Origin of the sequence: Kocuria sp. HSID17590 (assembly GCF_003989485.1) — a bacterium.
Lineage (GTDB): Bacteria > Actinomycetota > Actinomycetes > Actinomycetales > Micrococcaceae > Kocuria > Kocuria salsicia.
The window spans coordinates 81,817-104,618 of record NZ_RBMB01000008.1 but is presented as its reverse complement, the minus strand read 5'-3'; the positions used below and the strand labels follow the sequence as shown (position 1 = coordinate 104,618).

Sequence of the window (22,802 nt, the reverse complement as noted above, 5' to 3'; positions counted from 1 at the left end):
CTGGTGGTCTCCGGCCATGTCCTTGGCCTTGTCCGCGAGTCCTCCGAGATCAGGCATGATCTGATTCCTTTCGCTTGAGTCACCAGCCCGGTACCGGGTCGGCATGTGACTCATCCTGCACGGTGGGCGGTGCGCCGTTGGGGGCGGGGGCAATGCGTTCCAGCCGGGCGACGTCGCGCCCCCACCGCTGCGCCTCGCTCCCCCGGCCCGAGCGCAGCCCCCGCAGATGAGAGTGAATGTCCGCGGACTGGATCCTGGGGGCGTCCGAAAGTGCCGTGAGCACCTCGGCGGTGAGGCGCGGGCCCACGAGTTCGGCGCCGTCGATCAGGGCGCGGCCCCAGCGCGGCTCCACGGGCAGGGTCACGAGCAGCCGGCCGAGCTCCGTCGCTCGTCCGCCCTCGTCCACGGCGCCGAGCCCCCGGAGCACCTCCTCGGCATCTGCCCGGGCGCGGGGCGGCAGCGGGTCCGGCAGGGCGAGCCCGTCTCCCCCGGGTGCGCCCCACACGGCGAGCGCGAGGCACGCGAAGGTCAGGTCAGCGGTGCGCACCTCGGGAACGGTGTGGGCGGGCATGGCGCCCCAGGCAGCGTCGTCGTAGCAGCGCACCACCGTGCCCGGTCCCTGGCGGGCGGCGCGGCCGGCGCGCTGCTCCGCGGAGGCCTTGGACGCCGAGACGGTCACGAGCCCGGAGATTCCGCGCCCGGCGTCCCTGCGGGGCTGGCGCGCGAGGCCGGAGTCCACCACGAGGCGCACACCGGAGACCGTGAGCGAGGACTCCGCGAGGGACGTGCTCACCACGATCCGCGGCGGGTCCCCCGGGGCACGGCCCGCGACCGCGCGGTCCTGCTCGCGCGGGGTGAGCTGGCCGTGCAGCTCGAGGACCTCGACGCCGGGGCCGCGCAGCTCGGCGGCCACCCGGGAGACCTCGCGCGCACCGGGGAGGAAGACGAGGGCGTCCACGGAGGGGTCCCCGGCCAGGGCGCGTCGGTGGGCGTCGGCCGCAGTGCGGGCCACGTGGGAGAGGAACGCGGGCGTGACCCCGCGCTCGTCGAGACGCTGAGGGCCGGGCCGCCACACGACGTCGAGCGGGTGCAGGGCAGACGGGCAGTCCACCACCGGAGCGGGGTCATCCCCGCCGAGCAGTGCGGCGAAGCGGGCGGCGTCCACGGTCGCGGACATCGCCACCACCGTGAGGTCCTCGCGCAGCTGCCGCAGCTCCGCGAGCATGCCCACCAGCAGGTCCGACTCCACGCCGCGCTCGTGCACCTCGTCCAGCACCACGGCGGCGGTGCCCGGAAGCTCGGGGTCCGCCAGCAGGCGGCGCAGCATGATGCCGGGCGTCACGAACTCCACGCGGGTCCGCGGACCCACCTGGCGCTCGCCGCGCACGCTCCAGCCGACGACGTCGCCGGGCCGGGAGTCCGTGAGCGTGGCCAGTCGGCGAGCGGCGGCCCGGGCGGCCACGCGCCGGGGCTGGACGACGACGACGCGGCCGGGGGCGGCGTCGTCGTCACCCGCCACGAACTCCGTCACGACCGGCGGGACCACCGTGGTCTTGCCCGTGCCCGGCGGGGCCTGCACCACCGCCACCCCGCCGCGCAGGGCCTCGCGCAGCTGCGGGACGGCGCGTGCGAAGGGGAGGTCCCGGCCGATCCGGTCCAGGTCGAAGAAGGGCATGGTCCCCAGTATCGCGGAGGGGCCCGACGCGCTCGTGTGGCGTCACCGTGTCCGCGAGGAACGCCTCCGAGGTTTCTCCGCTACCGCTCGGGGGCCGTACGGGAGAAGATCTACCAGGCCCACAGCGCGCGCTGAGCCGCTCACCAGGACGAAGGAGTCACCATGTCGAACGCACCGGCCACCCCCGCGGCCGAGAGATCCGGGGCCGCGGAACTCCCACCTCTGACCTCCGGCCCCCACTCCAGACGCCTCGGCATGGTGGCCCTCGTGGCCACGTTCGGCGGGCTGCTCTTCGGCTACGACACCGGCGTGATCAACGGTGCGCTGCTGCCGATGTCCGAGGAGCTGGGGCTGGACGAGAAGTCCGAGGGCACGGTGACGAGCACGCTGCTCATCGGTGCGGCGTTCGGCGCCGTCTCGATCGGACGTCTCTCAGATGGCTGGGGTCGCCGCAAGACCATCCTGCTCCTGGCTGTCCTGTTCCTCGTCGGAACCCTGGCGTGCGTCTTCGCCCCCGGGCTGGCGGTGCTGCTGGTGGGCCGTTTCCTCCTGGGCCTCGCGGTGGGCGGCGCCTCCACGGTGGTTCCCGTGTTCCTCGCGGAGCTCGCCCCGTACGAGATCCGGGGTTCGCTGTCCGGGCGCAACGAACTGATGATCGTGATCGGCCAGCTCGCCGCGTTCATCGTGAACGCCATCCTGGGCAACACCCTGGGACACCTCGACGGCGTGTGGCGAATCATGCTCGCGGTGTGCGCCATTCCCGCGATCTTCCTCTTCTTCGGCATGCTGCGCGTGCCCGAGTCCCCCCGCTGGCTGATCTCCAAGGGCCGCTACGACGAGGCCCTCGAGGTGCTCAAGACCGTCCGCTCTGAGGAGCGCGCGGAGGCCGAGATGGACGAGGTGGAGCGCGTCAGCAGGCTCGAGGCCACGGAGCACAAGACCGGCATCTCCTCGGTGCTCACCAACAAGTGGCTGGTCCGGATCCTGCTCGTGGGCATCGCGCTCGCCGTCTTCCAGCAGCTCACCGGCATCAACTCGGTGATGTACTACGGCCAGATCATCCTGCGGGATGCCGGTTTCGGGGCCGACGCCGCCCTGATCGCGAACATCGCCCCGGGCGTGATTGCGGTCGTCGGCGGGTTCATCGCCCTGTGGATGATGGAGAAGATCAACCGCCGCACGACCGTCATCACCGGCTACAGCCTCGTCACCATCTTCCACGTGCTGATCGGCCTGTCCGCGATGTACTTCCCGGAGGGCAGCACCGCCCGGCCCTTCGTGATCCTGGTGCTGATCGTGTGCTTCGTGGGGTCCATGCAGACGTTCCTGAACGTGGCCACGTGGGTGCTGCTCTCGGAGATCTTCCCCCTGCACATGCGCGCAGTGGGCGTGGGCGTGTCCGTGTTCTGCATGTGGACCGCGAACGCCCTCCTCAGCTGGGCGTTCCCCTCCCTGATCGCGGGCATCGGGATCAACGGGTCGTTCTTCAGCTTCGCGGCTGTGAACGCGGTGGCCGCGCTGGTGATGTGGAAGTTCCTGCCGGAGACCCGCGGGCGCTCACTGGAGGCGGTGGAGAAGGACGTGACCACCGGCGCGATCTTCACCGTGAACAACAAGTAGCTTCTCCACGACGTCGCCGGGGCTCTCCTTCCGAGGGCGTCCCCCTCACACCAGCAGGTAGAGCGCCCCCAGCAGGGTCACCGCGATCACGGCGGTGTCAAAGACGTGCTGCGCGATCCTGGCGAGCGCCCACTTGCCCACCAGTGCGCCGACCACCACCCCGGGCACGAGGACCGCGTCCATCACGAGGGTGTGGGTGGTGATGAGCCCCAGGCCCACCGAGACCGGGACCTTGAGCAGGTTCATGGTCACGAAGAACCACGCTGCCGTCCCCAGAAACGCGTGCTTGGGGAACCGCGCGGCCAGGAAGTACATGGACATCACCGGCCCGCCCGCGTTGGCGACCATCGTGGTGAACCCGCCCAGGGTCCCGTAGCCTGCCGCAGCGAGGCGAGTCGCGCCGTGGGGCTCCTCGGACGACGCGGCGACGTCGCCGCCCCCGGCCCCCGAACCGGTCGTCGCCCCGGACGCCCCGCCCGAACCAGACGCCGCCCCGAAACCGGGCGCTCCGACGTCGCCCCCCGCAGCGTCACCGGCCGCCGCCTCCTCTGCTCGACGCCGCGCACGGCGCTGCCACAGCGTGATCCCCATGAGCAGGATCAGCAGGATGCCGATGACCCTGCGCACGAGCGAGTCTCCCGCGAACGCGAGGAACACGCCGCCCACGGCGAGGCCCACGACCACCGCGGGCATCATCCGCACCAGCGTGGGCCAGTGCGCGTGGCGGCGGTAGTTCCACAGCGCGAAGCAGTCGCCCACGAGCAGCAGCACGAGCAGCGCGCCCGTCGACGCCTTGGCGGGGAGGACCGCGGCGAACAGCGCCACCGCGAGGGTGTTGATGCCGGGCAGGGCGGTCTTGGAGAACCCCACGAGCAGGGCCCCGCAGACCAGCCCGGCCCACGCGATCGTCGTCAGTTCAGGGAGCATCGACGCATCATCCGCCGAAAGCGGACGGCGCGTCCAGTGTTCCGCCCAGCCGTGACGGCGCCGCTCCAGAGCACGGCGGCGCACGACCATGCACTCGCAGGACCCCACCGTCCGGGTGCGGCGCGCGGCCCCCGGCGCCCGTCCTACAGTGGTACCCATGACCAACGCGCAACTTCCGGACCGGGCGTCCGAGATCTTCGACCCCCAGCAGTGGCGTCCCGTGGAGGGCTTCGCCGAGCTCGAGGACATCACCTACCACCGCGGCGTGGAGCGCGCCGCGGACGGCTCCGTGGTGCGGGACCTGCCCTGGGTCCGCATCGCGTTCGACCGCCCGCAGGTGCGCAACGCGTTCCGCCCCGGCACCGTGGACGAGCTGTACCGCACACTGGACCACGCCCGCATGTCCTCGGACGTGGGCGCGGTGATCCTCACGGGCAACGGGCCGTCCTCGAAGGACGGCGGCTGGGCCTTCTGCTCCGGTGGCGACCAGCGCATCCGCGGCCGGGACGGCTACCACTACGCCGGGGGTGAGACGGCGGACTCGATCGACCCCGCCCGCGCCGGCCGGCTGCACATCCTGGAGGTGCAGCGGCTGATCCGCACGATGCCCAAGGTGGTCATCGCTGCGGTGTCCGGGTGGGCCGCCGGCGGCGGGCACTCCCTGCACGTGGTGTGCGACCTCACGATCGCCTCCGCGGAGCACGGCAAGTTCAAGCAGACGGACGCCACCGTGGGTTCGTTCGACGCCGGTTACGGCTCAGCGCTGCTTGCGCGCCAGGTGGGCCAGAAGTTCGCCCGGGAGATCTTCTTCCTCGCGGACGAGTATTCCGCCGCGGACATGCACCGGATGGGCGCCGTGAACCGTGTGGTCCCGCACGAGCAGCTCGAGTCCACGTCCGTGGAGTGGGCCCGGAAGATCACCTCGCAGTCCCCGCAGGCCGTGCGCATGCTCAAGTACGCGTTCAACCTCCCGGACGACGGCATGGTGGGCCAGCAGGTCTTCGCCGGCGAGGCTACCCGCATGGGCTACATGACGGACGAGGCCGTCGAGGGCCGCGACGCCTTCCTCCAGAAGCGGGACCCGGACTGGTCCGCGTTCCCCTACTACTTCTGACGGGCACCGCGTGACGCAGCTTCCCGGCACACCCCTGACGGCGCCCACGCGGGAGTCCCTGCCCGGCGACGTCGTCCTGCTCGACGGTCCCGTGGCCGGTGACCCCCTCGACCTGCTGCCCCGCCTGGAGACGGTGCTCTCCCGGCCCGGGCCCGCAGTGGTCGTGGCGACGTCCGGGTCCACGGGCCGTCCCAAGAAGACGGTCCTGACCACCGAGGCGCTTGCGGCCTCCGGCCGTGCCACAGAACGGGCGACCTCCGGGCCTGGGCAGTGGTTGCTGTGCCTTCCCGCGCACTACGTCGCCGGTCTGCAGGTGCTCGCGCGCTCGGTGCTCGCGGGCACGCGTCCGGTGGTCATGGCCACCGAGCACTTCACCCCCGAGGCGTTCGCGGATGCCGCCGAAGGCATGGACCACCCGGTCCGCTACGTCTCGGTGGTCCCCACGCAGCTGCAGCGCATCCTGGACCCCGCGGACGGCTCCCCCGACCCCCGCGCCGTCGCCGCCCTCGCCCGCTTTGACGCCGTCCTCGTGGGCGGCTCCGCGCTCTCCCCGGACCTCGCCGCGCGCGCCGCGGCGGCCGGCGTCCGCGTGGTTCGCACCTACGGAATGTCCGAGACGTGCGGCGGGTGCGTGTACGACGGCACGCCCCTGGACGCCGTCGCCGTCCGCCTGGTGTCCGACGACGCCGCTCCCGCAGCCTCGCGCGCGCAGCTCACCACTGCGGCGGGCTCGCCCCCGGACGCCGCCGAACAGAGCCCCTTCCCTGCCGCGTCCTCCGGCGGGTGCACCCCCACCTCAGCGGCGCCCACCGCACCGGCAGCCACCTCCCGCGAGGGACGGATCTGGCTGGGCGGAGCCGTCGTCGCAGCGGGGTACCTGGACGACCCGGGCCAGACCGGCGCCCACTTCCGCGTGGTGGACGGCATCCGCTGGTACCGCACGGACGACCTCGGGGCCCTGGACGAGCGCGGGACGCTGTCGGTGCTCGGCCGCACGGACGACGTCGTCAACACCGGAGGCGTGAAGGTTTCTGCCGGAATGGTCTCCGGCGTCCTGCAAGCGGACGAGCGGGTCCGGCAGGCGCTGGTGGTCCCGGTGCCGCACCCGGAGTGGGGGCAGAGCGTGGCGGCCGTACTGGCCTCCCGGCCGGGAACGGACGCGGCGGTGCTCGAACGCGAGCTCTCCGAGGCGGTGCGCAAGTCGCTCGGCGCCCCGGCGGTTCCCAAGCTGTGGCGACACGTGGCGCAGCTGCCGATGCTTCCCACCGGCAAACCGGACCGCTCCGCGGCCGCCGCGCTGTTCCAGGAACCGGCTCCTTCGACACCCGATCGCACGTAGCCACCCGACGCCGCGACGGCATCCACCCCGGGGTGCAGCTGGCGTGTGCGGGTGCACAGCGCGTGGGACAATGAGGGGAACCCGTCTTCCGTCCTCGAAAGGTTGTTGCACCGTGGCCACACCAGCTCAGTGGGTCGAGGGGGCTCGTCTGCGGACGCTGCCCATGGCTGCCGCACCGGTCATCGCCGGGACCGCCGCCGCACAGGCGGTGCACGCGGCGCACCTCGTCCCCGCGGTCCTGGCGCTGCTCGTGGCCCTGCTGCTGCAGATCGGCGTGAACTACGCGAACGACTACTCGGACGGCGTGCGCGGCACCGACGACGAGCGTGTGGGTCCCCTCCGCCTCACCGGCTCCGGCGCGGCCACGCCACGCCAGGTCAAGCTCGCCGCGTTCGCGTGCTTCGGCCTCGCAGCCGTGGCGGGCGTGGCACTGGTGGCGCTCTCCGGGCAGTGGTGGCTCGGCGCCGTCGGCGTGCTGGCCATCGCGGCCGCGTGGGGTTACACGGGCGGCAAGAAGCCGTACGGGTACATGGGCCTGGGGGACGTCTTCGTCTTCATCTTCTTCGGTCTCGTGGCCACCCTCGGCACCACCATCACGCAGGCGGGTCGTCTGAACCTGGACTCGTGGGTGCTCGCCATCTCCACGGGCCTCTTCGCGTGCGCCCTGCTGATGGCCAACAACATCCGGGACATCCCCGGGGACGAGGCGGTGGGCAAGCGCACCCTGGCCGTGCGGCTCGGCGATCCCAAGGCGCGGCTCGCATTCACCGCGGAGCTGTTCGTGGGCATGGTCCTGCCCCTGCTGATCGTCCCCCACAACCCGTGGGTGCTGCTGGTCTACGCCATGAGCCCGCTGGCCGTGGGTGCCGCGATCACCGTGCTCAAGAGCACCGAGCGCCGCGGCCTGATCCCCGTGCTCAAGCAGTGCGGGTTCATCAGCCTGGGCGTCACCGTCCTGTACGCCGTGGCGGTGCTCGTCTTCCAGTACGTGGGCTGAGCCGCCGCGGGCTCACGACGACGTCGCCCGCTCGTCTCCGCACTGACCCGGCGCCGTGCGCGTCGAGGCACAGTGGAACTGGGGAGGTGCTGCAGGCCCTCGGACGCCTCAGACGTCCTTGCGGGCCTCGGCGTCCGTGTAGGAGTCCTCGTACTCCTGGTCCTCCAGCGCCACGCGGTTCTGCGGCTTGGGCGAGCGCGAGATGAGCCGGTGGAAGTCCTGCCCCGCCGCGTAGTGCAGCTTGGGAAAGAAGATGTAGCAGATCGCGAACGCCGCAATCACAGCCGCGATCCCGGAGAAGACCAGCCCGAGGCCCAGGTAGAGGCACAGCACGAACAGCGCCACCAGGATGCCCAGGCGCAGCAGGGAATACTTCAAGAAGTTCACGGGGACATTCTAGGCGGCCGCGCTGGACGCTCCCCGGGCGCATGTCCCCGCATGCGACACCGGCGAGTGCGTGAGCGGGGACTCCCCTAGGATGATCCGCATGGGCAGGGCAATCATGATCATCGGAGCGGGCGCACTGGCTGTGGGCGTCATCATCTACGCACTCATCGAGTGCGCGCAGTCGCAGCGCTACGACGTGCGGGCGCTGCCCAAGTGGGCGTGGGTGCTGGTGATCCTCCTGCTGCCCGTGATCGGGGCCATCCTGTGGCTGCTCTTCGGCCGCCCCCGCGCGGACGACGCCGCCCGCGAGGCCCAGCGCGGCCGCGGGCCCGACGACGACCCCCAGTTCCTGCGCAACCTCGAGGAGCGCCGCAAGCAGCAGGAGCAGGCCCGCAGACTGCAGGACTGGGAGAACGAGCTCAAGCGCACGGGCCGAGCCCCCGGTGCCCGCCCCGTGGTGGACGAGCCCCTGGACCCCACGGACCCCCGCTACGGAGGAACAGACGGCACCCCTCCGGATCCGCAGGACCCGGCCCCGGGAGCGCCGGAGAAGTAGTCCCCGGCACCGTCCCACCACGTGGGAGAGCCCGCCTCCGCAACAGTGTGCGGAAGCGGGCTCTCTGTGTGTGTGAGGGACGCGGGCGGCGTCGTCCTCGCAAGGACGCGCCGGGCGCCCGGCGGTCACAGGCCGCGAGGACTCACAGCCCCGAGTAGGAGTGCAGGCCCGGGAACAGCGTGTTGACCACGGTGAAGTTGAAGACCACGCACATGTACCCGGCGATCGCGAGCCACGCGGAGCGGTTGCCGTTCCAGCCGCGGGTCACACGCGCGTGCATGTAGGCCGCGTAGACGGTCCACACCACGAAGGTCCAGACCTCTTTGGTGTCCCAGCCCCAGAACCGGCCCCAGGCCTGGTCCGCCCAGATGGCACCGGCCGCCAGGGTGAAGGTCCAGAACACGAAGCCCACGGAGTTCAGCCGGAACGCGAAGTTCTCGAGCGTCACGGAGCTGGGGACCGCGCGCAGGAAGCCCATGCGGGACTCCTGTCCGAGGGCCAGGCGCTTCTCGCGGCGGGACTGCAGCAGCTGCAGCACGGCCATGGCGAACGTGATGGTGAAGATGCCGGAGGCGGCCACCGCGATGGAGACGTGGATGATGAGCCAGTAGGACTGCAGCGCCGGCTGCAACGGGGAGACCGGGGTGGGGAACGCGATCGTCGCCAGGCACAGCATGATGAGCACGAGACCGGAGACCATGGGCCCCACGAAGCGCAGGTCCTTGAAGATCAGCGTCACCAGGTACACGCCCGCGACCACCATGGCGCCGGTGCTGCAGAACTCGTACATGTTGGCCCACGGCACCCGGTCCGCGGCCACGCCGCGGGAGACCACCGCGAAGACGTGCAGCGCGAAGGCGATGACCATGAGCATCACAGCCACGCGGGCCGCCGGGCGACGCGCGCCCTTCGTGTAGTTCAGGGCCTCGAACTCGCCCGCACCCTTCGTGGAGCTCTCCGCAGAGGTGCGGAACTCGCCCGGGGCCGCAGACCCCGCGCTCGCGGGAGAAGCACTGCCGTTGCCGACGACGCCGTTCGCCCCGGTGCCGCCCGTCCCCGCGCCGTCGACGCCGGGAGCGTGGGTGGCACTTGCCGTGGAGCGCGCGTCGGCGGATGCGCTGGCCTCGCTCGACGCGCCGACCCCCACGAGCTCGCGGGAGTCGTTCTCGGCGGCGGCCCGCTTCCGGGCGCGCTCCTCCTCCCTCAGCCCGAGGGTCTTGGAGTGGGAGGCCATGTCCCACACGAACGCCACGAAGACGACCATGTAGGTCATCGCGGCCAGGAGCATGAACCACTCGCTCCAGTTGCCCAAGGTCACATTGATGTCGCTGCCCATTGCCTCACGCCTTATCCGACGATTTCAGGTGGTACTCCCGCACTCCGCGGTCCTCCCACAGTGACGTCCACAGAGCCGTCAGTTTCTCCGCCTCCGCGCCGAGGCGGTGGTCCTCGCCGCGCGCCAGGAGTCCGTACTCCAGAACAGTACACCGGACACCCTGGGCGTCCTCGGTCTCCGTGGCCCTCACCCAGGCCCTGCGGCGGGCGATGAACAGGCTCATGATGAGCCCGCCGAACGCCACCAGGAAGGAGACGAACGCGGGGATTCGCCCGGGGTCGCTGTGCACGTCCAGGCCCACGTAGCGCTTGACGTCCAGGAACTCGATGCTGCCGTTGCCGTCCGGGAGGTCCACCTTCCGGTGCTCGCCGTCCAGCAGGATGGGTCCGTTGGAGTTGGACATCGAGTTCAGCTCCGTGAGCCCCTGGGTGTCCAGCACGTAGACGTTCTGCGGCTGGCCGCGGTCCAGTCCCAGGTCCCCTGTGTAGGAGGAGAGGATCAGCGCGGGGTTGTTCAGACCGGGGTCCACGGACTTGGGGATCGAGCCGTCCTGGGACACAGCGGTGGGAAGCAGCAGCCCCACGAAGCCGAGCTGGTCTGGGCGCGCGTCCGGGACCTTCAGCGTCAGGGAGGACGTGTAGACGGAGTCGGAGGGGACCGTGACCACGGGACCCTCGTAGGCGACGTCGCCCTTGCCGTCCTTCACCCGGATCACCGGGGCGTAGCCGTTGCCCACCAGGTACACCTTGGTGCCGTCCACGTTCAGCGGCTTGTTCACCGCTAGATGCACGTCCTGCGGGTCCGCACCGGGCGAGTCCCGGACGGTGAGGTCCGCGTTGAAGTCGGTGGGCTGACCGTAGTGGTCCGGGTCCGAGGTGTCCCGGTTGAAGGTGGCCTCGAACGAGTTCAGGGTGACCGAGAACGGGTTCAGCCAGTCCGCGTTGAAGTTGGTGCCCGGGTTGAAGGAGTCGTAGTCCACGAGGGTGTTCACGAAGGACTCCCCCTCCACGATCACCTTCTGCCCCTTGTACCCGAACAGTGAGCCCGCGGCCACGGAGATCAGCACGCCCAGCAGCGCCACGTGGAAGAGGATGTTGCCCACTTCCTTGAGCATCCCGCGCTCGGCCGCGACCGACGGCGCCCCGGTGCCGAGGTCCTGCACCTGCACCCGGTAGCCGCGCTTCTTCAGGGCGGCCGCGGCCTGCTCGACGGCGTCGTCCGGGGTGGGTGCCTCGGCGCCGTCGCGCCCGCCCAGCATGACCTTGCGGTACTGGGGCAGCCGCGAGATCCGGCGCGGGGTGCGCGGCGGCTTGGAGCGCCACGCCTTGAAGTGCTGCAGCGCCCGCGGGATCACGCAGCCCACCAGGGAGATGAACAGCAGCAGGTAGATCGCGGAGAACCAGTAGGAGGAGAAGACGTCGAAGAGCTGGAACCGGTCCAGCCACGGCCCCATCACGGGGTTCGCCTTGATGTAGTCGGCCACGGCGTCCGGGTCCTGCACGCGCTGCGGGAACAGGGAGCCCGGGACCGCCGCGATCGCGAGCAGCAGCAGCAGCACGAGTGCCGTGGACATCTTGGTCAGCTGCCGCCACGCCCAGCGCGCCATGCCCACGGGCCCCAGTGCGGGAACCTCCACGGACGCGCGATGCTCCTTCCGCTCACGCGGTGTTGGCGCCTTGGTCATATCGGCATCACCCAATCGGTTACGAATTCGGACTGGACCCAGGACACCAGCGCCGACCACACACCCGTGGCCATGGCCAGCCCGATGAGGACGAGCACCCCGCCACCGATGCGCTGCAGGGTGAGGCGGTGGCGGCGGAAGAAGGACATGGCGCCCATCCCGTGGCGCAGCGCGAGGGCGATGAGCACGAAGGGGACTCCGAGACCCAGGCAGTAGGCGGCAGTGAGGACCACAGCTTTGCCGGTCGAGGCGCCGTCCACGTAGGCCAGGGCCTGCACGGCCGCGAACGTGGGGCCGATGCACGGCGCCCAGCCGAGGCCGAAGGTCATGCCCAGCAGGGGCGCACCCCACAGTCCCGGCGGCGGGCGGCGCTCGATCTTGCGGTCCCGCTGGAACCAGGAGAGGCCGCCCAGGAAGACGATGCCCATGAGCACCACGAGCAGCCCGAGCACCACCATGATCCAGCGCTGCCCCAGGAACCATGCAAACGCACCGAGTTGGGCGAGCACGACGGACATCACCACGAAGACCAGCGAGAACCCCAGCACGAAGAGCACCACGCCCGTGAGCACCCGCCCGCGCCGCTGCTCCCGCAGGTCCGCGCCGGTGAGACCGGTGACGTAGCCCAGGTAGCCGGGAACCAGGGGCAGCACACACGGTGAGGCGAAGGAGACGAAGCCCGCGAGCAGTGCCACGGGCAACGCGGCAATCAGGGAGCCGTCGAGGATGACCTCGGCGAAGGGATTGCCGTTCATGCGGTCTCGGCCACCGTGTCCTTGATCAGCGCGTCCAGCGTGGACTTGTCCGCCTTGCCCAGCACGCGGGCGGCTACCCGGCCCTTGGAGTCGAGCACCAGCGTGGTGGGCACGGCCTGCGGCGGGACGTAGTCGCTCAGGGCGAGCAGCACCGCCCCGTTGAGGTCGCTCGCGGAGGGGTAGTCCACCCCGAAGTTGCGCTCGAACGCCTCCGCGGTGGCCTGCTGGTCGCGCAGGTTCACACCCAGGAACTGTGCCTGGTCCTTGTACTCGCCGTGCAGGGCCACGAGGTCCGGGGCCTCAGCGCGGCACGGCGCGCACCCGGCGTACCAGAAGTTCACGACGGCGGGCCTGCCCCGCAGGCTCTCGGCCGTCACCGAACTGCCGTCGAACATCTCGGCGTCGAAGGCCACCGGCTCACCGCGGTCCGCGGGCGCGTACTCGCTCACGGAGCCGTCCCCGGCCACGTAGCCCTTGTCGCCCCCGGCGTTCGCCTGCTGCGCCAGGTTGTCGTCGGTCGTGGAGCAGCCCGCGAGCGCGAGGCCCAGCGCGGCCACCACGGCCACCAGCCCCGTGCGCGCACGGGCTCGTGCGGCAGGGCGGGAGGGCGAGCGGAACAGAGGATTCACGGGGACAGCACCTGAGGAGAGGTCGAGGGATGGGACACCGATTATGAGCCGGGAAGCTGATTGACGCCTGGATACAGATGTGCTGCGGGCTCGCTGTAGGACACGCCGGGCACCCCGGGGCGGTCGACGTCGTCGAAGGTCAGGGACGTCAGCGAGGCCAGGTTGCATTCCCGGCGGCGCGGGTCGTGGGGCAGCGGTCGGCCCTCCGCGGAGAGCCGGGTGAGCCAGATCGGCAGCTGGTGGGAGACGGCCACCGCCTGGGCGCCGTCGCCCCCGCGGCGCACGGCCTCCCGTGCGATCTCGCAGACGGCCTCGGCCATGCGCTGCACCTGGCTGCGGTAGGGCTCGCCCCAGGAGGGGCGCAACGGGTTGAGCATGAACGGCCAGTGCTGCGGCTTGGCCAGCTCGCGCCCGGTCACGTGCAGACCCTCGAAGTGGTTGGCCGGCTCGATCAGCCGCTCGTCCGTGTGCACGTCCAGGCCGAGCTCGCGGGCCACCGGGGCCGCGGTCTCGCGGGTGCGGGTCAGGGGCGACGCCGCGAGGTGCGCGATCTTCTCCCCGCCCTGGACGCGCCGGGCCAGCTCGGCCGCGGCGGCCTCGGCCATCCGCGCGCCCTTCTCGGAGAGGTGGTAGTCCGGCAGGCGTCCGTAGACCACGTGCTCGGGATTGTGGACCTCGCCGTGGCGCAGGAGGTGGACGGTCGCTGAAGGCATGTCCCCAGTGTCTCAAAACCCCCGGGAACGCCCCAATCCGTGAGACCGCTGAACGGTTCAGGAGAGGACGGCGCGCAACCGGTCCGCGTCCACCCGGAGGCGGTCCCACGCCACACCGTCCACGAAGACCACGGGCACGTGCTCGCCGTAGTCCCGCAGCAGCTCCGGGTCTCCCGTGACGTCCCGCTCCTCGTAGGTGCTGCCGGTCTGCTCGCACACGGGCACCACGATCTCCCGCGCGTCCTCGCACAGGTGGCAGCCGGGCCTGCCCAGCAGGGTCACGGTGTGCGCGGGCGGCTTCCGCGCCCAGTCGACGCCGGACAGCAGCGGTGCTGCTCGCCGCACGGGCTCGGAGGGGGCGGGGTGCTCTGAGGACATGGCGCCCATGCTACGCACCGCCGCCGGGGCCGGACCGCCCCGCGCGGTGTGGGTGGGCACCCTCCCGCAGCGGGACGGTACGCCCCCCTCGGCCCGGCGCGGATCCGGCCCTCACCCCGGGCAGGGCGCGGGCGACGTCGTGCCCGGACCCTCGCCCTGCGCGCCCGTGCACGACGAAGGCCCCGTTCCCAGGGGGAAACGGGGCCTGTCACAAGGCGCGCGACTACTTCTTGTTGCGGCGCTGGTGACGAGTCTTGCGAAGCAGCTTGCGGTGCTTCTTCTTGGACATGCGCTTGCGGCGCTTCTTGATGACCGAACCCATAGGATCCCTCACAGTTGTCTGGACAGTGGTGTTTGCGTGGAGCGGCGCCGGAGCACCGCACCGCCCCTGGAACTCAGGGGCAACTTCCGATGAACGGCAAACTATCGCCCCACCCTACCGCCTGACCCCGTTCCGCTGGAAAACGGGCACCTCAGGCGCTGGCGCGGTGGGTGTCGTCAAGGCCGCCGACGTCGTCCGGGTCGCCGGGCTCGGCCGTCGCCTTGGTCCCGCGGATCGTCGCAGGCCTGCGGCGCGAACGGCCCTTGCGCTCGAGCGGGCGGGGCTCGGCCGGAGTCGCCCGGGCGTCCCCCGGATCCACCCCCGCCTCCTCGTACTGGTAGGCGATGTGCTCCGCCACGAGCCGCGCCGCGAGCGTACGGTCCCCCGCCTCCAGCGCACACACGATCGCGCGGTGCTCCGCCCGGATGCGGCTGGACGTGGTGGACCACAGCGGCACGTGGCCCACCAGAGCCATCGTGTACTCGTAGATGGAGTCCCGTAGCGCTGTGAACAGGGCCACGTTCACCGCGTTGCCTGATGACTTCACGAGTGCGATGTGGAAGCTCACGTAGAGGTCGTGGAACTGCTTGAGACCGAGGTCCTCCCGGTCCATCTGTTCCATGATCCCCAGCAGCTCCTCGCGGGGCACGCTGCGCTGCTCGGCGTTCTCCAGCGACGCCGTCTCCAGGAGCACCCGCGTGCGCACGATGTCCCGCAGCGGGTGCTCGGACGTGGCCATGTGCAGCTGCAGCGCCGGGCCCGCGGAGGCAGCCGGTTCACGCACCAGGATGGGCAGGATACTGCGGTGCCGGCCCTCGAAGAGCTTGACGATGCCCTGGGCCTCCAGGATCTTCAGCGTCTCGCGCATGGAGCTGCGAGAGACGCGGAAGATCGCGGCCAGGTCCTTGTCAGTGGGCAGCCGCTGACCCAGCACCAGGTGTCCGTCGAACAGCTCGTTCTCGAGCCACTGCAGAACCTCTCGATGCGTTGCCATGATCCCTACCCTAAACTCGGGGGCGGTCCGACGGCGTCATGGCGCCGCCGAACCGCCGTAGAGCCCCGCTGTGGGGACGAATGTTTCCTCAGATGATCCCCTGCGCCACCATGGCGCGGGTAACCTTGATGAACCCCGAGATGTTCGCACCGGCCACGTAGTTGCCGGGCATGCCGAACTCGTCGGCCGTCCCGGCGCAGCGGTCGTGGATGCCGCGCATGATCTCCTGCAGCCGCTGCTGCGTGTAGTCGAAGCTCCACGAGTCCCGGGACGCGTTCTGCTGCATCTCCAGCGCGGAGGTGGCCACACCGCCGGCGTTGGCGGCCTTGCCGGGCGCGAAGAGCACGTCAGACTCCTGGAACAGGTGCACGGCCTCCGTGGTGCTGGGCATGTTGGCACCCTCCGCCACGGCCACCACACCGTTCTCCAGCAGCCGCTTGGCCTGGCGGCCGTTGAGTTCGTTCTGGGTGGCGCACGGCAGCGCGACCGTTGCGGGGACGTCCCACACGGAGCCGTCCGTGACCAGGCGGGCACTGGGGCCCCGGCGCTCGGCGTACTCGCTGATGCGGGCGCGCTCCACCTCCTTGACCTGCTTGAGCAGCTCGAGGTCGATGCCCTTGGAGTCCACCACGTAGCCGCTGGAGTCCGAGGCGGTCAGCGCCTTGGCGCCCAGTGCCTGCGCGCGCTCGATCGCGTAGATCGCCACGTTGCCGGAGCCGGAGACGATCACGTCCCGGCCCTCAAGGTCCAGACCGCGGGTCTTGAGCATCTCCTCGGCGAACATCACGGCGCCGTAGCCGGTGGCCTCGGTGCGCACGAGCGAACCGCCCCAGGACAGCCCCTTGCCGGTGAGCACACCGGACTCGTAGCGGTTGGTGATCCGCTTGTACTGGCCGAAGAGGTAGCCGATCTCACGCCCGCCCACGCCGATGTCGCCGGCAGGGACGTCCGTGTACTCGCCGATGTGGCGGTACAGCTCCGTCATGAAGGACTGGCAGAAGCGCATGATCTCGGCGTCGCTGCGGCCCGACGGGTCGAAGTCCGAGCCGCCCTTGCCGCCGCCGATGGGCATGCCCGTGAGGGCATTCTTGAAGATCTGCTCGAAGCCCAGGAACTTCACGATGCCCAGGTACACGGAGGGGTGGAAGCGCAACCCGCCCTTGTACGGACCCAGAGCGGAGTTGAACTCCACGCGGAAGCCCCGGTTGATGTGCACCTTGCCCTTGTCGTCCGTCCACGGCACCCGGAAGATGATCTGGCGCTCGGGCTCGCAGATGCGCTCCACGATGGCGGAGTCCAGCAGGTCCGGGTAGCGGGCCACCACCGGTCCCAGCGACTCGAAGACCTCGTCCACGGCCTGGTGGAACTCGGCCTCACCCGGGTTGCGCGCCGTGACGATCTGTCGGATGGGGATCAGTTTCTCGTGCATGTCTCTCCTGCCGTCTTGGAATCTCTCGCGGATGACCACTCAGCCGCGGCGTGTGCCACGACCACGGCGCCGGAGTCCCGTCAGGGTGGACAGCAGACCGCTCTGACGGCGGTGCGCTCCCCCGCGCGGCCGAAGCTGCTCGGCGTTCTCACTCGTGAACACCTCCGGGGAGGTGGTGCGGGGCGCGACGTCGCGGGGTTCGGCACCGTCCGCAGCCTCGAGCTGGGCGGCCGGCGCGGCGTGGACATCAGTGTCCAGGGTATCCCCTGTGACCTGCGACTCTCCCTGCTCAACCTCCTCCTCCGGTCCCGGGGAGCCCTCTCCGCTCTCGGCCTCCGCCGCGTCGACGGCATCCCGCGCCTCGTCCGCCGCCGCGGAATCCCGGGCGGTTTCCCCCGTCCCGGCATCCTCGGCGGCCTCCTCGCTGTCAGGCTCGACGACGTCGCCCTCGTCCTTTTCCGTGATTTCCGTCACCCGCGCGGTGAACCAGGGCAGCGCTCGCTCGTCCGGTTCCGCCCGGAGCGGGGCGGCGTCGGTGGTCCCGGCACGGGAGGCCTCGTTGGCAGAGGCGGCGACCGCGTCGTCGTCGCTCTCGGCCGATTGGGCGGCCACCGGCTCGGTCTCGGGGGCGGAGCCATCCGCCTCCGGATCGTGCGCGACGTCCTCGACACCGGCCGCGTCGTCGTCGCCCTCCGGGGCCCCCGGATCCATCTCCGCGGCAGGAGCTGCGGTGGGGCGCGGCGCTGCGGGTTCCGTCTGCTGAGCCTGCTCCACCTGCGGGTCCTGCTCCGCCGGCCCGGTGGCGGCTGCGGCGATCAGGGTCTCAACCCAGTCCACGACCTCGGTGAGCGGCTGCGCCGTCAGGCTGTAGAAGCGCTTCTGCCCTTGCGGGCGCGTTCCGACCATCCCGGCGTCGCGCAGCACCTTCAGGTGCTTGGAGACCGTGGGCTGGGAGACCTGCAGCTCGGTGACCAGCTCGCCCACGGGTCGCGGACCACCGCGCAGGGCCTCGAGGATGCGCCGCCGCGTGACGTCGGACAGAGCGGAATATGCGTCGTGGGACATAGGAAACACCTTAGACGGGTGGCCTGGTCAGGCCCCAATCCGCGGCGGCCCCGGGCCTCGGGCCCGTCCTTCCGGAGCTCGGTCCCACCGGGGTCAGCCGTGGCAGGAATCAGTCGTACCAGGGGTCCAGTCCCCAGTGCGGGAAGACCTCCCTGCGGGTGGCCATGATGCTGCGGTCGGTCTCGTCGTTGGGGTCGTAGCCGATCTCCCACGAGCGCCACCACAGGTCCACCTCGTCCCCCATGATTTCCGGAGGGTTCCCGCCGTACTTCTCCACCATGTAGCTGCGCCAGTCCTGCGGCACGGGTGTGGTGACCGCCACCGGGTGACCCGCGGCCACGCCTACGAGGTGCGCCCAGCCCCGGGGAACGGCGTCGTGGCAGTCGTACCCGCCCCCGCCCGTGGCGATCCACCGCCCTTCGCACAGCTCGGCGGCCAGTTCCGACATGGCCAGGGCAATCTGCCGCTGACCGTCCACGCTCACGCGCAGGTGGGTCAGCTCGTCATGGAAGTGGGAGTCGCAACCGTGCTGGGAGACGATCACCTCCGGACGGAACTCCCGGGCGATCGGCGGCACCACGGCGTCGAACGCCCGCAGCCACTGGGAGTCGTCCGAGCGCGTGGGCATGGCCACGTTCACCGAGGTGCCGGCGGCCTCCCCCGTGCCGATCTCGTTGGCGAAGCCGGAGCCGGGGAACAGGGCGAGACCCGTCTCGTGCAGGGAGATGGTCATGACCCGGGGGTCGTCGTAGAAGATCGACTGGGTGCCGTCCCCGTGGTGGCCGTCCACGTCCACGTAGAGCACCCGGTTCACCCCGCTGTCCAGCAGGTACTGGATGGCCACCGCGCAGTCGTTGTACACGCAGAAGCCGGAGGCCCTGTCCGCGGCCGCGTGGTGCATGCCACCGCTGAAGTTCACGGCGTGCACGGCCTTTCCGCTGAGCAGGTCCATCGCGCCCTGGTAGCTGCCGCCCACCAGACGGGCACTGGACTCGTGGATGCCCTCGTAGCCCGGTGTGTCCTCGGTTCCCAAACCGCTCTCCGGGATCTGCCGCGTGGGGTCCTCCGAGACCGCGCGCACGGACTGCACGTACTTCTTGGTGTGCACGAGCTCCAGGACGCTGTCGTCCGGGACCTCCGGCACCGTGACCCTGACGTTCTCCGCGGTGTCCAGGCCCAGGCTCTGCACCAGGCGCATGGTGGCGTCCAGACGCGTGGGGCTCATGGGGTGGTAGTCCCCGAAGTTGTAGCTGAGCAGCTGGGGATCCCAGTAGACACTGGTGGGGACGGCGGCGTCTTTGCCAGATGTTGCAGAGGTCACAAACCCATTAGAACACTCGGGAACCGGGGGTGTCGTGGCAGCGCGCCACATCGGGGGATACTGGCACATGTTGCGTCCCGCAACCCTCCCGGTCCGCACGACCAGTGAGGCCGGAGCACAGTGACGATTCCACTGAGGAGGTGCAGTGAGCGAGCTCGAGCAGCCGCACGCCGTCGACGAGTCCTCCTCGCAGGCCCCCGATGCGGAACCCTTCACCACGCGCGCCGCACGCGGTGTCCGCGACTTCGTCGACCAGATCGCGAACTCCTCCCCAGCCCGTCTCGCCGTCATCGTCTTCGTCATCGTGGACCTCGGTTTCGCACTGCTGCTGTGGCTCCCGGTGGCCGCCAAGCACGGGCAGGACACTGACTTCGTGGACGCCGTCTTCACCGCGACCTCCGCCGTGACCGTCACCGGGCTGACGACCGTGTCCACCGCGGCGCAGTGGTCCGTGTTCGGCCAGGTCGTGATCCTCGTGGCCATCCAGGTGGGTGGCCTGGGCACCCTGACGCTGACCTCGATCCTGGCTCTCGCCATCGGGCGCAAACTCGGGCTGAAGTCCAAGCTCATCACTCAGGAGGCCCTGAACATCGGGCGCCTCGGAGAGGTTGGCTCGCTACTGCAGATCATCGTGATCACCTCCATCAGCATCGAGGCCGCACTGGCCGCGGTGCTCTCCATCGGCTTCCTCGCGGAGGGTGAGCCCCTGGGCACGGCCCTGTGGCACGGCGTCTTCTACGCGATCTCCAGCTTCAACAACGCGGGGTTCACCCCCCACACGGACGGCCTGGTGCCCTACGACCACGCCGGGCCCACCGCCTGGCTGATCCTGCTGCCCGTGTGCATCGGGGTGGTCGTGGGCTCCCTGGGCTTCCCCGTGATCCTCGTGCTGCGGCAGGTGGGGTTCCGCTTCAACCGGTGGAACCTCAACGCCAAGCTCACCGTGGTCACCACGAGCATCCTGCTGGTGCTCGCGTGGCTGCTGTTCACGCTCGTAGAGTGGAGCAATCCGGCCACTCTGGGCGGGATGTCCACACCGGAACGCCTGTTCCAGGGGTTCTTCGCCTCCGTGATGATGCGCTCGGGGGGCTTCAACCTGGTGGACATGCCGGACACCTCGCAGGTCACGCTGCTGCTCTCGGACGCCATGATGTTCGCCGGGGGCGGCTCGGCGTCCACGGCCGGCGGGATCAAGGTGACCACGCTCGCCGTCGTCTTCCTGGCCATCCTGGCCGAGGCGCGCGGCGACCAGTCCGTGATCGCCTTCTTCCGCACCATCCCCGACTCGGTGCTGCGCATCGCGATCTCCGTGATCATGATGGGCGCCTCGGTGGTGCTGCTGGGCTCGGCCGTGATGGTGGCGCTGACGCACCTGCCGCTGGACCACGTGCTCTTCGAGGTGATCTCCGCCTACGCCACGTGTGGGCTGAGCACAGGGGTCTCGGCGGCGTCCCCGGACGCGGGCAAGATCGTGCTGTCCGTCATCATGCTCGTGGGGCGCATCGGCACCAACACGGTGGCCACCGCCCTGGCGCTGCGCTCGCGGCGTCGGCTGTACTCCTACCCGGAAGAGAGGCCGATCATTGGCTAAGAACTCCTCCCACTCCGCGCCCGTCCTGGTCGTGGGACTCGGCCGCTTCGGCGCCGCCACGGCCCTGCAGCTCATCCAGCAGGGCCGCGAGGTGCTGGGCGTGGAACGGGACGCCGGGCTGGTGCAGAAGATGTCCGGGCAGCTCACCCACGTGGTGGAGGCCGAGGCCACGGACATGGACGCCCTGCGCCAGATCGGCGCGGCGGAGTTCTCCTCCGCGGTGGTGGGCGTGGGAACGTCCATCGAGTCCTCGGTGCTGATCACCGCCAACCTGGTGGACCTGGGCATCGACCGGATCTGGGCCAAGGCCATCTCCCCGGCGCACGGCAAGATCCTCTCGCGCATCGGCGCGCACCACGTGATCTTCCCGGAGGCGGACGCGGGGCGGCGCACCGCGCACCTGGTCTCCGGGCGCCTGCTGGACTACATCGAGTTCGACGACGACTTCGCGATCGTCAAGATGTACCCGCCCCGCGAGACCCAGGGCTTCACGCTGGGTGAGTCGGACATCCGCTCCAAGTACGGCGTGACCGTGGTGGGCGTGAAGTCCCCGGGCGAGGACTTCACCTACGCCCGCCCGGACACCACCGTGAGCTCCCGGGACCTGCTGATCGTGTCGGGCCACGTGGACCTCATCGAGCGCTTCGCGGCGCGCCCGTAGCCCAGCACGACGACGCCGCGCGGCCGCCTTCCCGGGGTCCGGGCAGTCAGCGCGAACGCGCCAGACTCGGGCACAGGTCACCGGCGGGCGCGGCGGGTGGGGCAGCTCGCGCGAAAGCCGCGGGCAACTGGCGGCCGAGCGCAAGGGAGACGCACGACGAGGAGTGGCCGCGCGGCGTCGTCGTCACCCCACACCGCGCCGCTGTGCTCAGCTGCGTGCCGTCATCGCCTCCGAGGCCATGGTCATCAGGCCCGGCAGCCCGCCCTGGGAGAAGGCGCGGCGCTGGCGGATGGCACCGTTGCCGTTCTTCAGGATGCGGTGGATCCCCGCCTCGGCGAACTCGCGGTCCGCCTCGCTGGTGTAGTACCCGCGGACCCGCTTCAGCAGGGACTCGATGAGGGCGTCCACGGGCACGGGACCGGCGGACTCCGGGTCCAGGACGCGCCCGCCCAGACCCCAGCGGGCGGCCTGCCACAGGGCGATGTCCAGGTACTCCTGCGTGAACTGGATCTCCGGCGGGTTCTCCAGCGCGTAGTTGCCGAGCGCGCGGATCAGCACCGCGATCGACACCGAGTCGCGGGCCTCGAGCTGGACGTCGCACGCCCGGATCTCCAGGGTGCCGTGTCGGTGCGAGAGCCGGGCGAGCCAGCTGAGGCTCGAGGGGTTCTCGATCACGTCGAACGCGCTGAGCATGGCCACGCGCACCTCGTGGTCCTCGAGGTCCTTGAAGTGCGGGGGCACACCGTTGGCCATCCAGCGGCGGTAGTGGATGGAGCGCCAGCTCTCGAACCCGGACTCCGCGCCGCGCCACAGGGGCGAGTTGGCGCCAAGTGCCACGAGCGCGGGCAGCCAGCCGCGCAGGCCGTTGAGCGCCTGCACCGCAACCTCGAGGTCAGGAAAGCCCAGGTGCACGTGCAGACCGCTGATGTACTGGTCCGCGGCGATCGCCGGGGTCTGGAGCGAGTGGCGCTGGTAGCGCTCGTTCCAGGAGGGGTCCGCGGGCTCGGCGCGGATCTGCGGGGCGGAGGCCAGGCCCACGACGTCCATCCCCATGGGTGCGGCGGCGTCTTTCAGGGCCGTGCGGAACTCCACCAGCGAGTCCATGGCAGTGGCCGAGTCGTGAAAGATCGGGGAGGTCTCCTCGACCTGGCACGCGAGCCACTCGGGGGTCGCGGACGCCCCTCCGGCCTCCAGCGTGGTCAGCTGCACAGACTGCTGCTGGGTGGGCCGCGCGGGCAGGTGGTCCTGCCCGTCCATGAGGAGGAACTCCTCCTCGATGCCGAACGTGCTCACGGTGCTGCCGCCTTCT

22 protein-coding genes are annotated in these 22,802 nt (G+C 70.6%); 7 read left to right on the top strand and 15 right to left on the bottom strand.

The features are described from left to right. Window positions 1-79: 79 nt before the first annotated feature. Window positions 80-1,675 carry a helicase-related protein gene (locus D8M39_RS04505; RefSeq protein WP_371413758.1) on the bottom strand — a complete coding sequence of 532 codons (1,596 nt, stop codon included), beginning with the start codon at window positions 1,673-1,675 and terminating at the stop codon, window positions 80-82. 162 nt (window positions 1,676-1,837) lie between these two features. On the opposite strand from D8M39_RS04505, the gene D8M39_RS04500 reads away from it, so the two are divergent. Next, window positions 1,838-3,295: a sugar porter family MFS transporter gene (locus D8M39_RS04500; RefSeq protein ID WP_126874509.1), complete on the top strand. Its 1,458-nt coding sequence runs from the start codon at window positions 1,838-1,840 to the stop codon at window positions 3,293-3,295. Window positions 3,296-3,340: 45 nt separating this feature from the next. Here D8M39_RS04500 and D8M39_RS04495 read toward each other — a convergent pair whose 3' ends face one another. Continuing rightward, window positions 3,341-4,222, bottom strand: a complete 882-nt coding sequence (locus tag D8M39_RS04495) for a sulfite exporter TauE/SafE family protein (RefSeq protein WP_126874508.1) — start codon at window positions 4,220-4,222, stop codon at window positions 3,341-3,343. 157 nt (window positions 4,223-4,379) lie between these two features. Between D8M39_RS04495 and D8M39_RS04490 the strand changes: the two genes are divergently transcribed. The 3 genes from D8M39_RS04490 (at window position 4,380) to D8M39_RS04480 (ending at window position 7,672) form a co-directional block, all read left to right on the top strand. After that, a complete protein-coding gene (locus tag D8M39_RS04490) occupies window positions 4,380-5,336 on the top strand; it encodes a 1,4-dihydroxy-2-naphthoyl-CoA synthase (protein WP_126874507.1) in 957 nt (318 codons plus the stop codon). A gap of 10 nt (window positions 5,337-5,346) precedes the next feature. Continuing rightward, window positions 5,347-6,675, top strand: a complete 1,329-nt coding sequence (locus tag D8M39_RS04485) for an AMP-binding protein (RefSeq protein WP_126874506.1) — start codon at window positions 5,347-5,349, stop codon at window positions 6,673-6,675. A 112-nt stretch (window positions 6,676-6,787) separates the two neighbouring features. After that, window positions 6,788-7,672, top strand: coding sequence for a 1,4-dihydroxy-2-naphthoate polyprenyltransferase (locus D8M39_RS04480; protein WP_055084830.1), 885 nt, complete (start codon window positions 6,788-6,790; stop codon window positions 7,670-7,672). A 108-nt stretch (window positions 7,673-7,780) separates the two neighbouring features. Here the strand turns inward: D8M39_RS04480 and D8M39_RS04475 are convergent, their stop codons facing one another. Further along, a complete protein-coding gene (locus D8M39_RS04475) occupies window positions 7,781-8,059 on the bottom strand; it encodes a DUF4229 domain-containing protein (protein WP_055084831.1) in 279 nt (92 codons plus the stop codon). Between the two features lie 100 nt (window positions 8,060-8,159). Here D8M39_RS04475 and D8M39_RS13135 point away from each other — a divergent pair, with 100 nt between their 5' ends. Further along, the gene (locus tag D8M39_RS13135) at window positions 8,160-8,615 is read left to right on the top strand and encodes a PLD nuclease N-terminal domain-containing protein (protein ID WP_126874505.1); all 456 of its coding nucleotides are present in this window, start codon (window positions 8,160-8,162) and stop codon (window positions 8,613-8,615) included. Between the two features lie 142 nt (window positions 8,616-8,757). On the opposite strand, the gene ccsB is transcribed toward D8M39_RS13135, so the two are convergent. The 11 genes from ccsB to D8M39_RS04415 form a co-directional block, all read right to left on the bottom strand. Beyond that, the gene (gene ccsB / locus D8M39_RS04465; protein ID WP_238693953.1) at window positions 8,758-9,951 is read right to left on the bottom strand and encodes a c-type cytochrome biogenesis protein CcsB; all 1,194 of its coding nucleotides are present in this window, start codon (window positions 9,949-9,951) and stop codon (window positions 8,758-8,760) included. Window positions 9,952-9,955: 4 nt separating this feature from the next. After that, the gene (locus tag D8M39_RS04460) at window positions 9,956-11,635 is read right to left on the bottom strand and encodes a cytochrome c biogenesis protein ResB (RefSeq protein WP_126874504.1); all 1,680 of its coding nucleotides are present in this window, start codon (window positions 11,633-11,635) and stop codon (window positions 9,956-9,958) included. Continuing rightward, window positions 11,632-12,390 (bottom strand): cytochrome c biogenesis CcdA family protein, encoded by a 759-nt coding sequence (locus tag D8M39_RS04455; protein WP_126874503.1) that lies wholly within the window; start codon window positions 12,388-12,390, stop codon window positions 11,632-11,634. Before D8M39_RS04455 ends, D8M39_RS04460 begins: the two co-directional genes overlap by 4 nt. Further along, window positions 12,387-13,019, bottom strand: a complete 633-nt coding sequence (locus tag D8M39_RS04450) for a TlpA disulfide reductase family protein (protein ID WP_238693952.1) — start codon at window positions 13,017-13,019, stop codon at window positions 12,387-12,389. Before D8M39_RS04450 ends, D8M39_RS04455 begins: the two co-directional genes overlap by 4 nt. 41 nt (window positions 13,020-13,060) lie before the next feature. After that, a complete protein-coding gene (locus D8M39_RS04445) occupies window positions 13,061-13,732 on the bottom strand; it encodes a histidine phosphatase family protein (RefSeq protein ID WP_126874502.1) in 672 nt (223 codons plus the stop codon). Between the two features lie 57 nt (window positions 13,733-13,789). Beyond that, on the bottom strand, window positions 13,790-14,110 hold the full coding sequence (locus D8M39_RS04440; protein ID WP_238693951.1) for a glutaredoxin family protein: 321 nt from the start codon (window positions 14,108-14,110) through the stop codon (window positions 13,790-13,792). Window positions 14,111-14,333: 223 nt separating this feature from the next. Then, window positions 14,334-14,432, bottom strand: a complete 99-nt coding sequence (locus tag D8M39_RS04435) for a 30S ribosomal protein bS22 (RefSeq protein WP_005504750.1) — start codon at window positions 14,430-14,432, stop codon at window positions 14,334-14,336. Window positions 14,433-14,583: 151 nt separating this feature from the next. Beyond that, window positions 14,584-15,426, bottom strand: a complete 843-nt coding sequence (locus D8M39_RS04430) for a FadR/GntR family transcriptional regulator (protein WP_232300287.1) — start codon at window positions 15,424-15,426, stop codon at window positions 14,584-14,586. A gap of 88 nt (window positions 15,427-15,514) precedes the next feature. After that, window positions 15,515-16,855, bottom strand: coding sequence for an NADP-specific glutamate dehydrogenase (gdhA, locus tag D8M39_RS04425; RefSeq protein ID WP_055084412.1), 1,341 nt, complete (start codon window positions 16,853-16,855; stop codon window positions 15,515-15,517). Between the two features lie 39 nt (window positions 16,856-16,894). Continuing rightward, a complete protein-coding gene (locus D8M39_RS12810) occupies window positions 16,895-17,920 on the bottom strand; it encodes a metalloregulator ArsR/SmtB family transcription factor (protein WP_202975500.1) in 1,026 nt (341 codons plus the stop codon). A 109-nt stretch (window positions 17,921-18,029) separates the two neighbouring features. After that, on the bottom strand, window positions 18,030-19,241 hold the full coding sequence (locus D8M39_RS04415; RefSeq protein WP_055084408.1) for an acetoin utilization protein AcuC: 1,212 nt from the start codon (window positions 19,239-19,241) through the stop codon (window positions 18,030-18,032). Window positions 19,242-19,386: 145 nt separating this feature from the next. On the opposite strand from D8M39_RS04415, the gene D8M39_RS04410 reads away from it, so the two are divergent. Together D8M39_RS04410 and D8M39_RS04405 are read left to right on the top strand one after the other, a co-directional pair. Then, on the top strand, window positions 19,387-20,832 hold the full coding sequence (locus D8M39_RS04410; RefSeq protein ID WP_055084407.1) for a TrkH family potassium uptake protein: 1,446 nt from the start codon (window positions 19,387-19,389) through the stop codon (window positions 20,830-20,832). Then, complete coding sequence (locus D8M39_RS04405) at window positions 20,825-21,493, top strand: TrkA family potassium uptake protein (protein ID WP_055084405.1); 669 nt, start codon at window positions 20,825-20,827, stop codon at window positions 21,491-21,493. Before D8M39_RS04410 ends, D8M39_RS04405 begins: the two co-directional genes overlap by 8 nt. Before the next feature lie 207 nt (window positions 21,494-21,700). Here D8M39_RS04405 and D8M39_RS04400 read toward each other — a convergent pair whose 3' ends face one another. Then, the gene (locus tag D8M39_RS04400) at window positions 21,701-22,786 is read right to left on the bottom strand and encodes a YbdK family carboxylate-amine ligase (RefSeq protein ID WP_164497799.1); all 1,086 of its coding nucleotides are present in this window, start codon (window positions 22,784-22,786) and stop codon (window positions 21,701-21,703) included. Between the last annotated feature and the right edge of the window lie 16 nt (window positions 22,787-22,802).

Coding starts and splice junctions, on each gene's coding strand:
- D8M39_RS04440 (WP_238693951.1), bottom strand. CDS start 14,110: ATGTCCTCAGAGCACCCCGCCCCCTCCGAGCCCGTGCGGCGAGCAGCA.
- D8M39_RS12810 (WP_202975500.1), bottom strand. CDS start 17,920: ATGTCCCACGACGCATATTCCGCTCTGTCCGACGTCACGCGGCGGCGC.
- D8M39_RS13135 (WP_126874505.1), top strand. CDS start 8,160: ATGGGCAGGGCAATCATGATCATCGGAGCGGGCGCACTGGCTGTGGGC.
- D8M39_RS04460 (WP_126874504.1), bottom strand. CDS start 11,635: ATGACCAAGGCGCCAACACCGCGTGAGCGGAAGGAGCATCGCGCGTCC.
- D8M39_RS04445 (WP_126874502.1), bottom strand. CDS start 13,732: ATGCCTTCAGCGACCGTCCACCTCCTGCGCCACGGCGAGGTCCACAAT.
- D8M39_RS04505 (WP_371413758.1), bottom strand. CDS start 1,675: ATGCCCTTCTTCGACCTGGACCGGATCGGCCGGGACCTCCCCTTCGCA.
- D8M39_RS04435 (WP_005504750.1), bottom strand. CDS start 14,432: ATGGGTTCGGTCATCAAGAAGCGCCGCAAGCGCATGTCCAAGAAGAAG.
- D8M39_RS04490 (WP_126874507.1), top strand. CDS start 4,380: ATGACCAACGCGCAACTTCCGGACCGGGCGTCCGAGATCTTCGACCCC.
- D8M39_RS04430 (WP_232300287.1), bottom strand. CDS start 15,426: ATGGCAACGCATCGAGAGGTTCTGCAGTGGCTCGAGAACGAGCTGTTC.
- D8M39_RS04500 (WP_126874509.1), top strand. CDS start 1,838: ATGTCGAACGCACCGGCCACCCCCGCGGCCGAGAGATCCGGGGCCGCG.
- D8M39_RS04455 (WP_126874503.1), bottom strand. CDS start 12,390: ATGAACGGCAATCCCTTCGCCGAGGTCATCCTCGACGGCTCCCTGATT.
- gdhA (WP_055084412.1), bottom strand. CDS start 16,855: ATGCACGAGAAACTGATCCCCATCCGACAGATCGTCACGGCGCGCAAC.
- D8M39_RS04495 (WP_126874508.1), bottom strand. CDS start 4,222: ATGCTCCCTGAACTGACGACGATCGCGTGGGCCGGGCTGGTCTGCGGG.
- ccsB (WP_238693953.1), bottom strand. CDS start 9,951: ATGGGCAGCGACATCAATGTGACCTTGGGCAACTGGAGCGAGTGGTTC.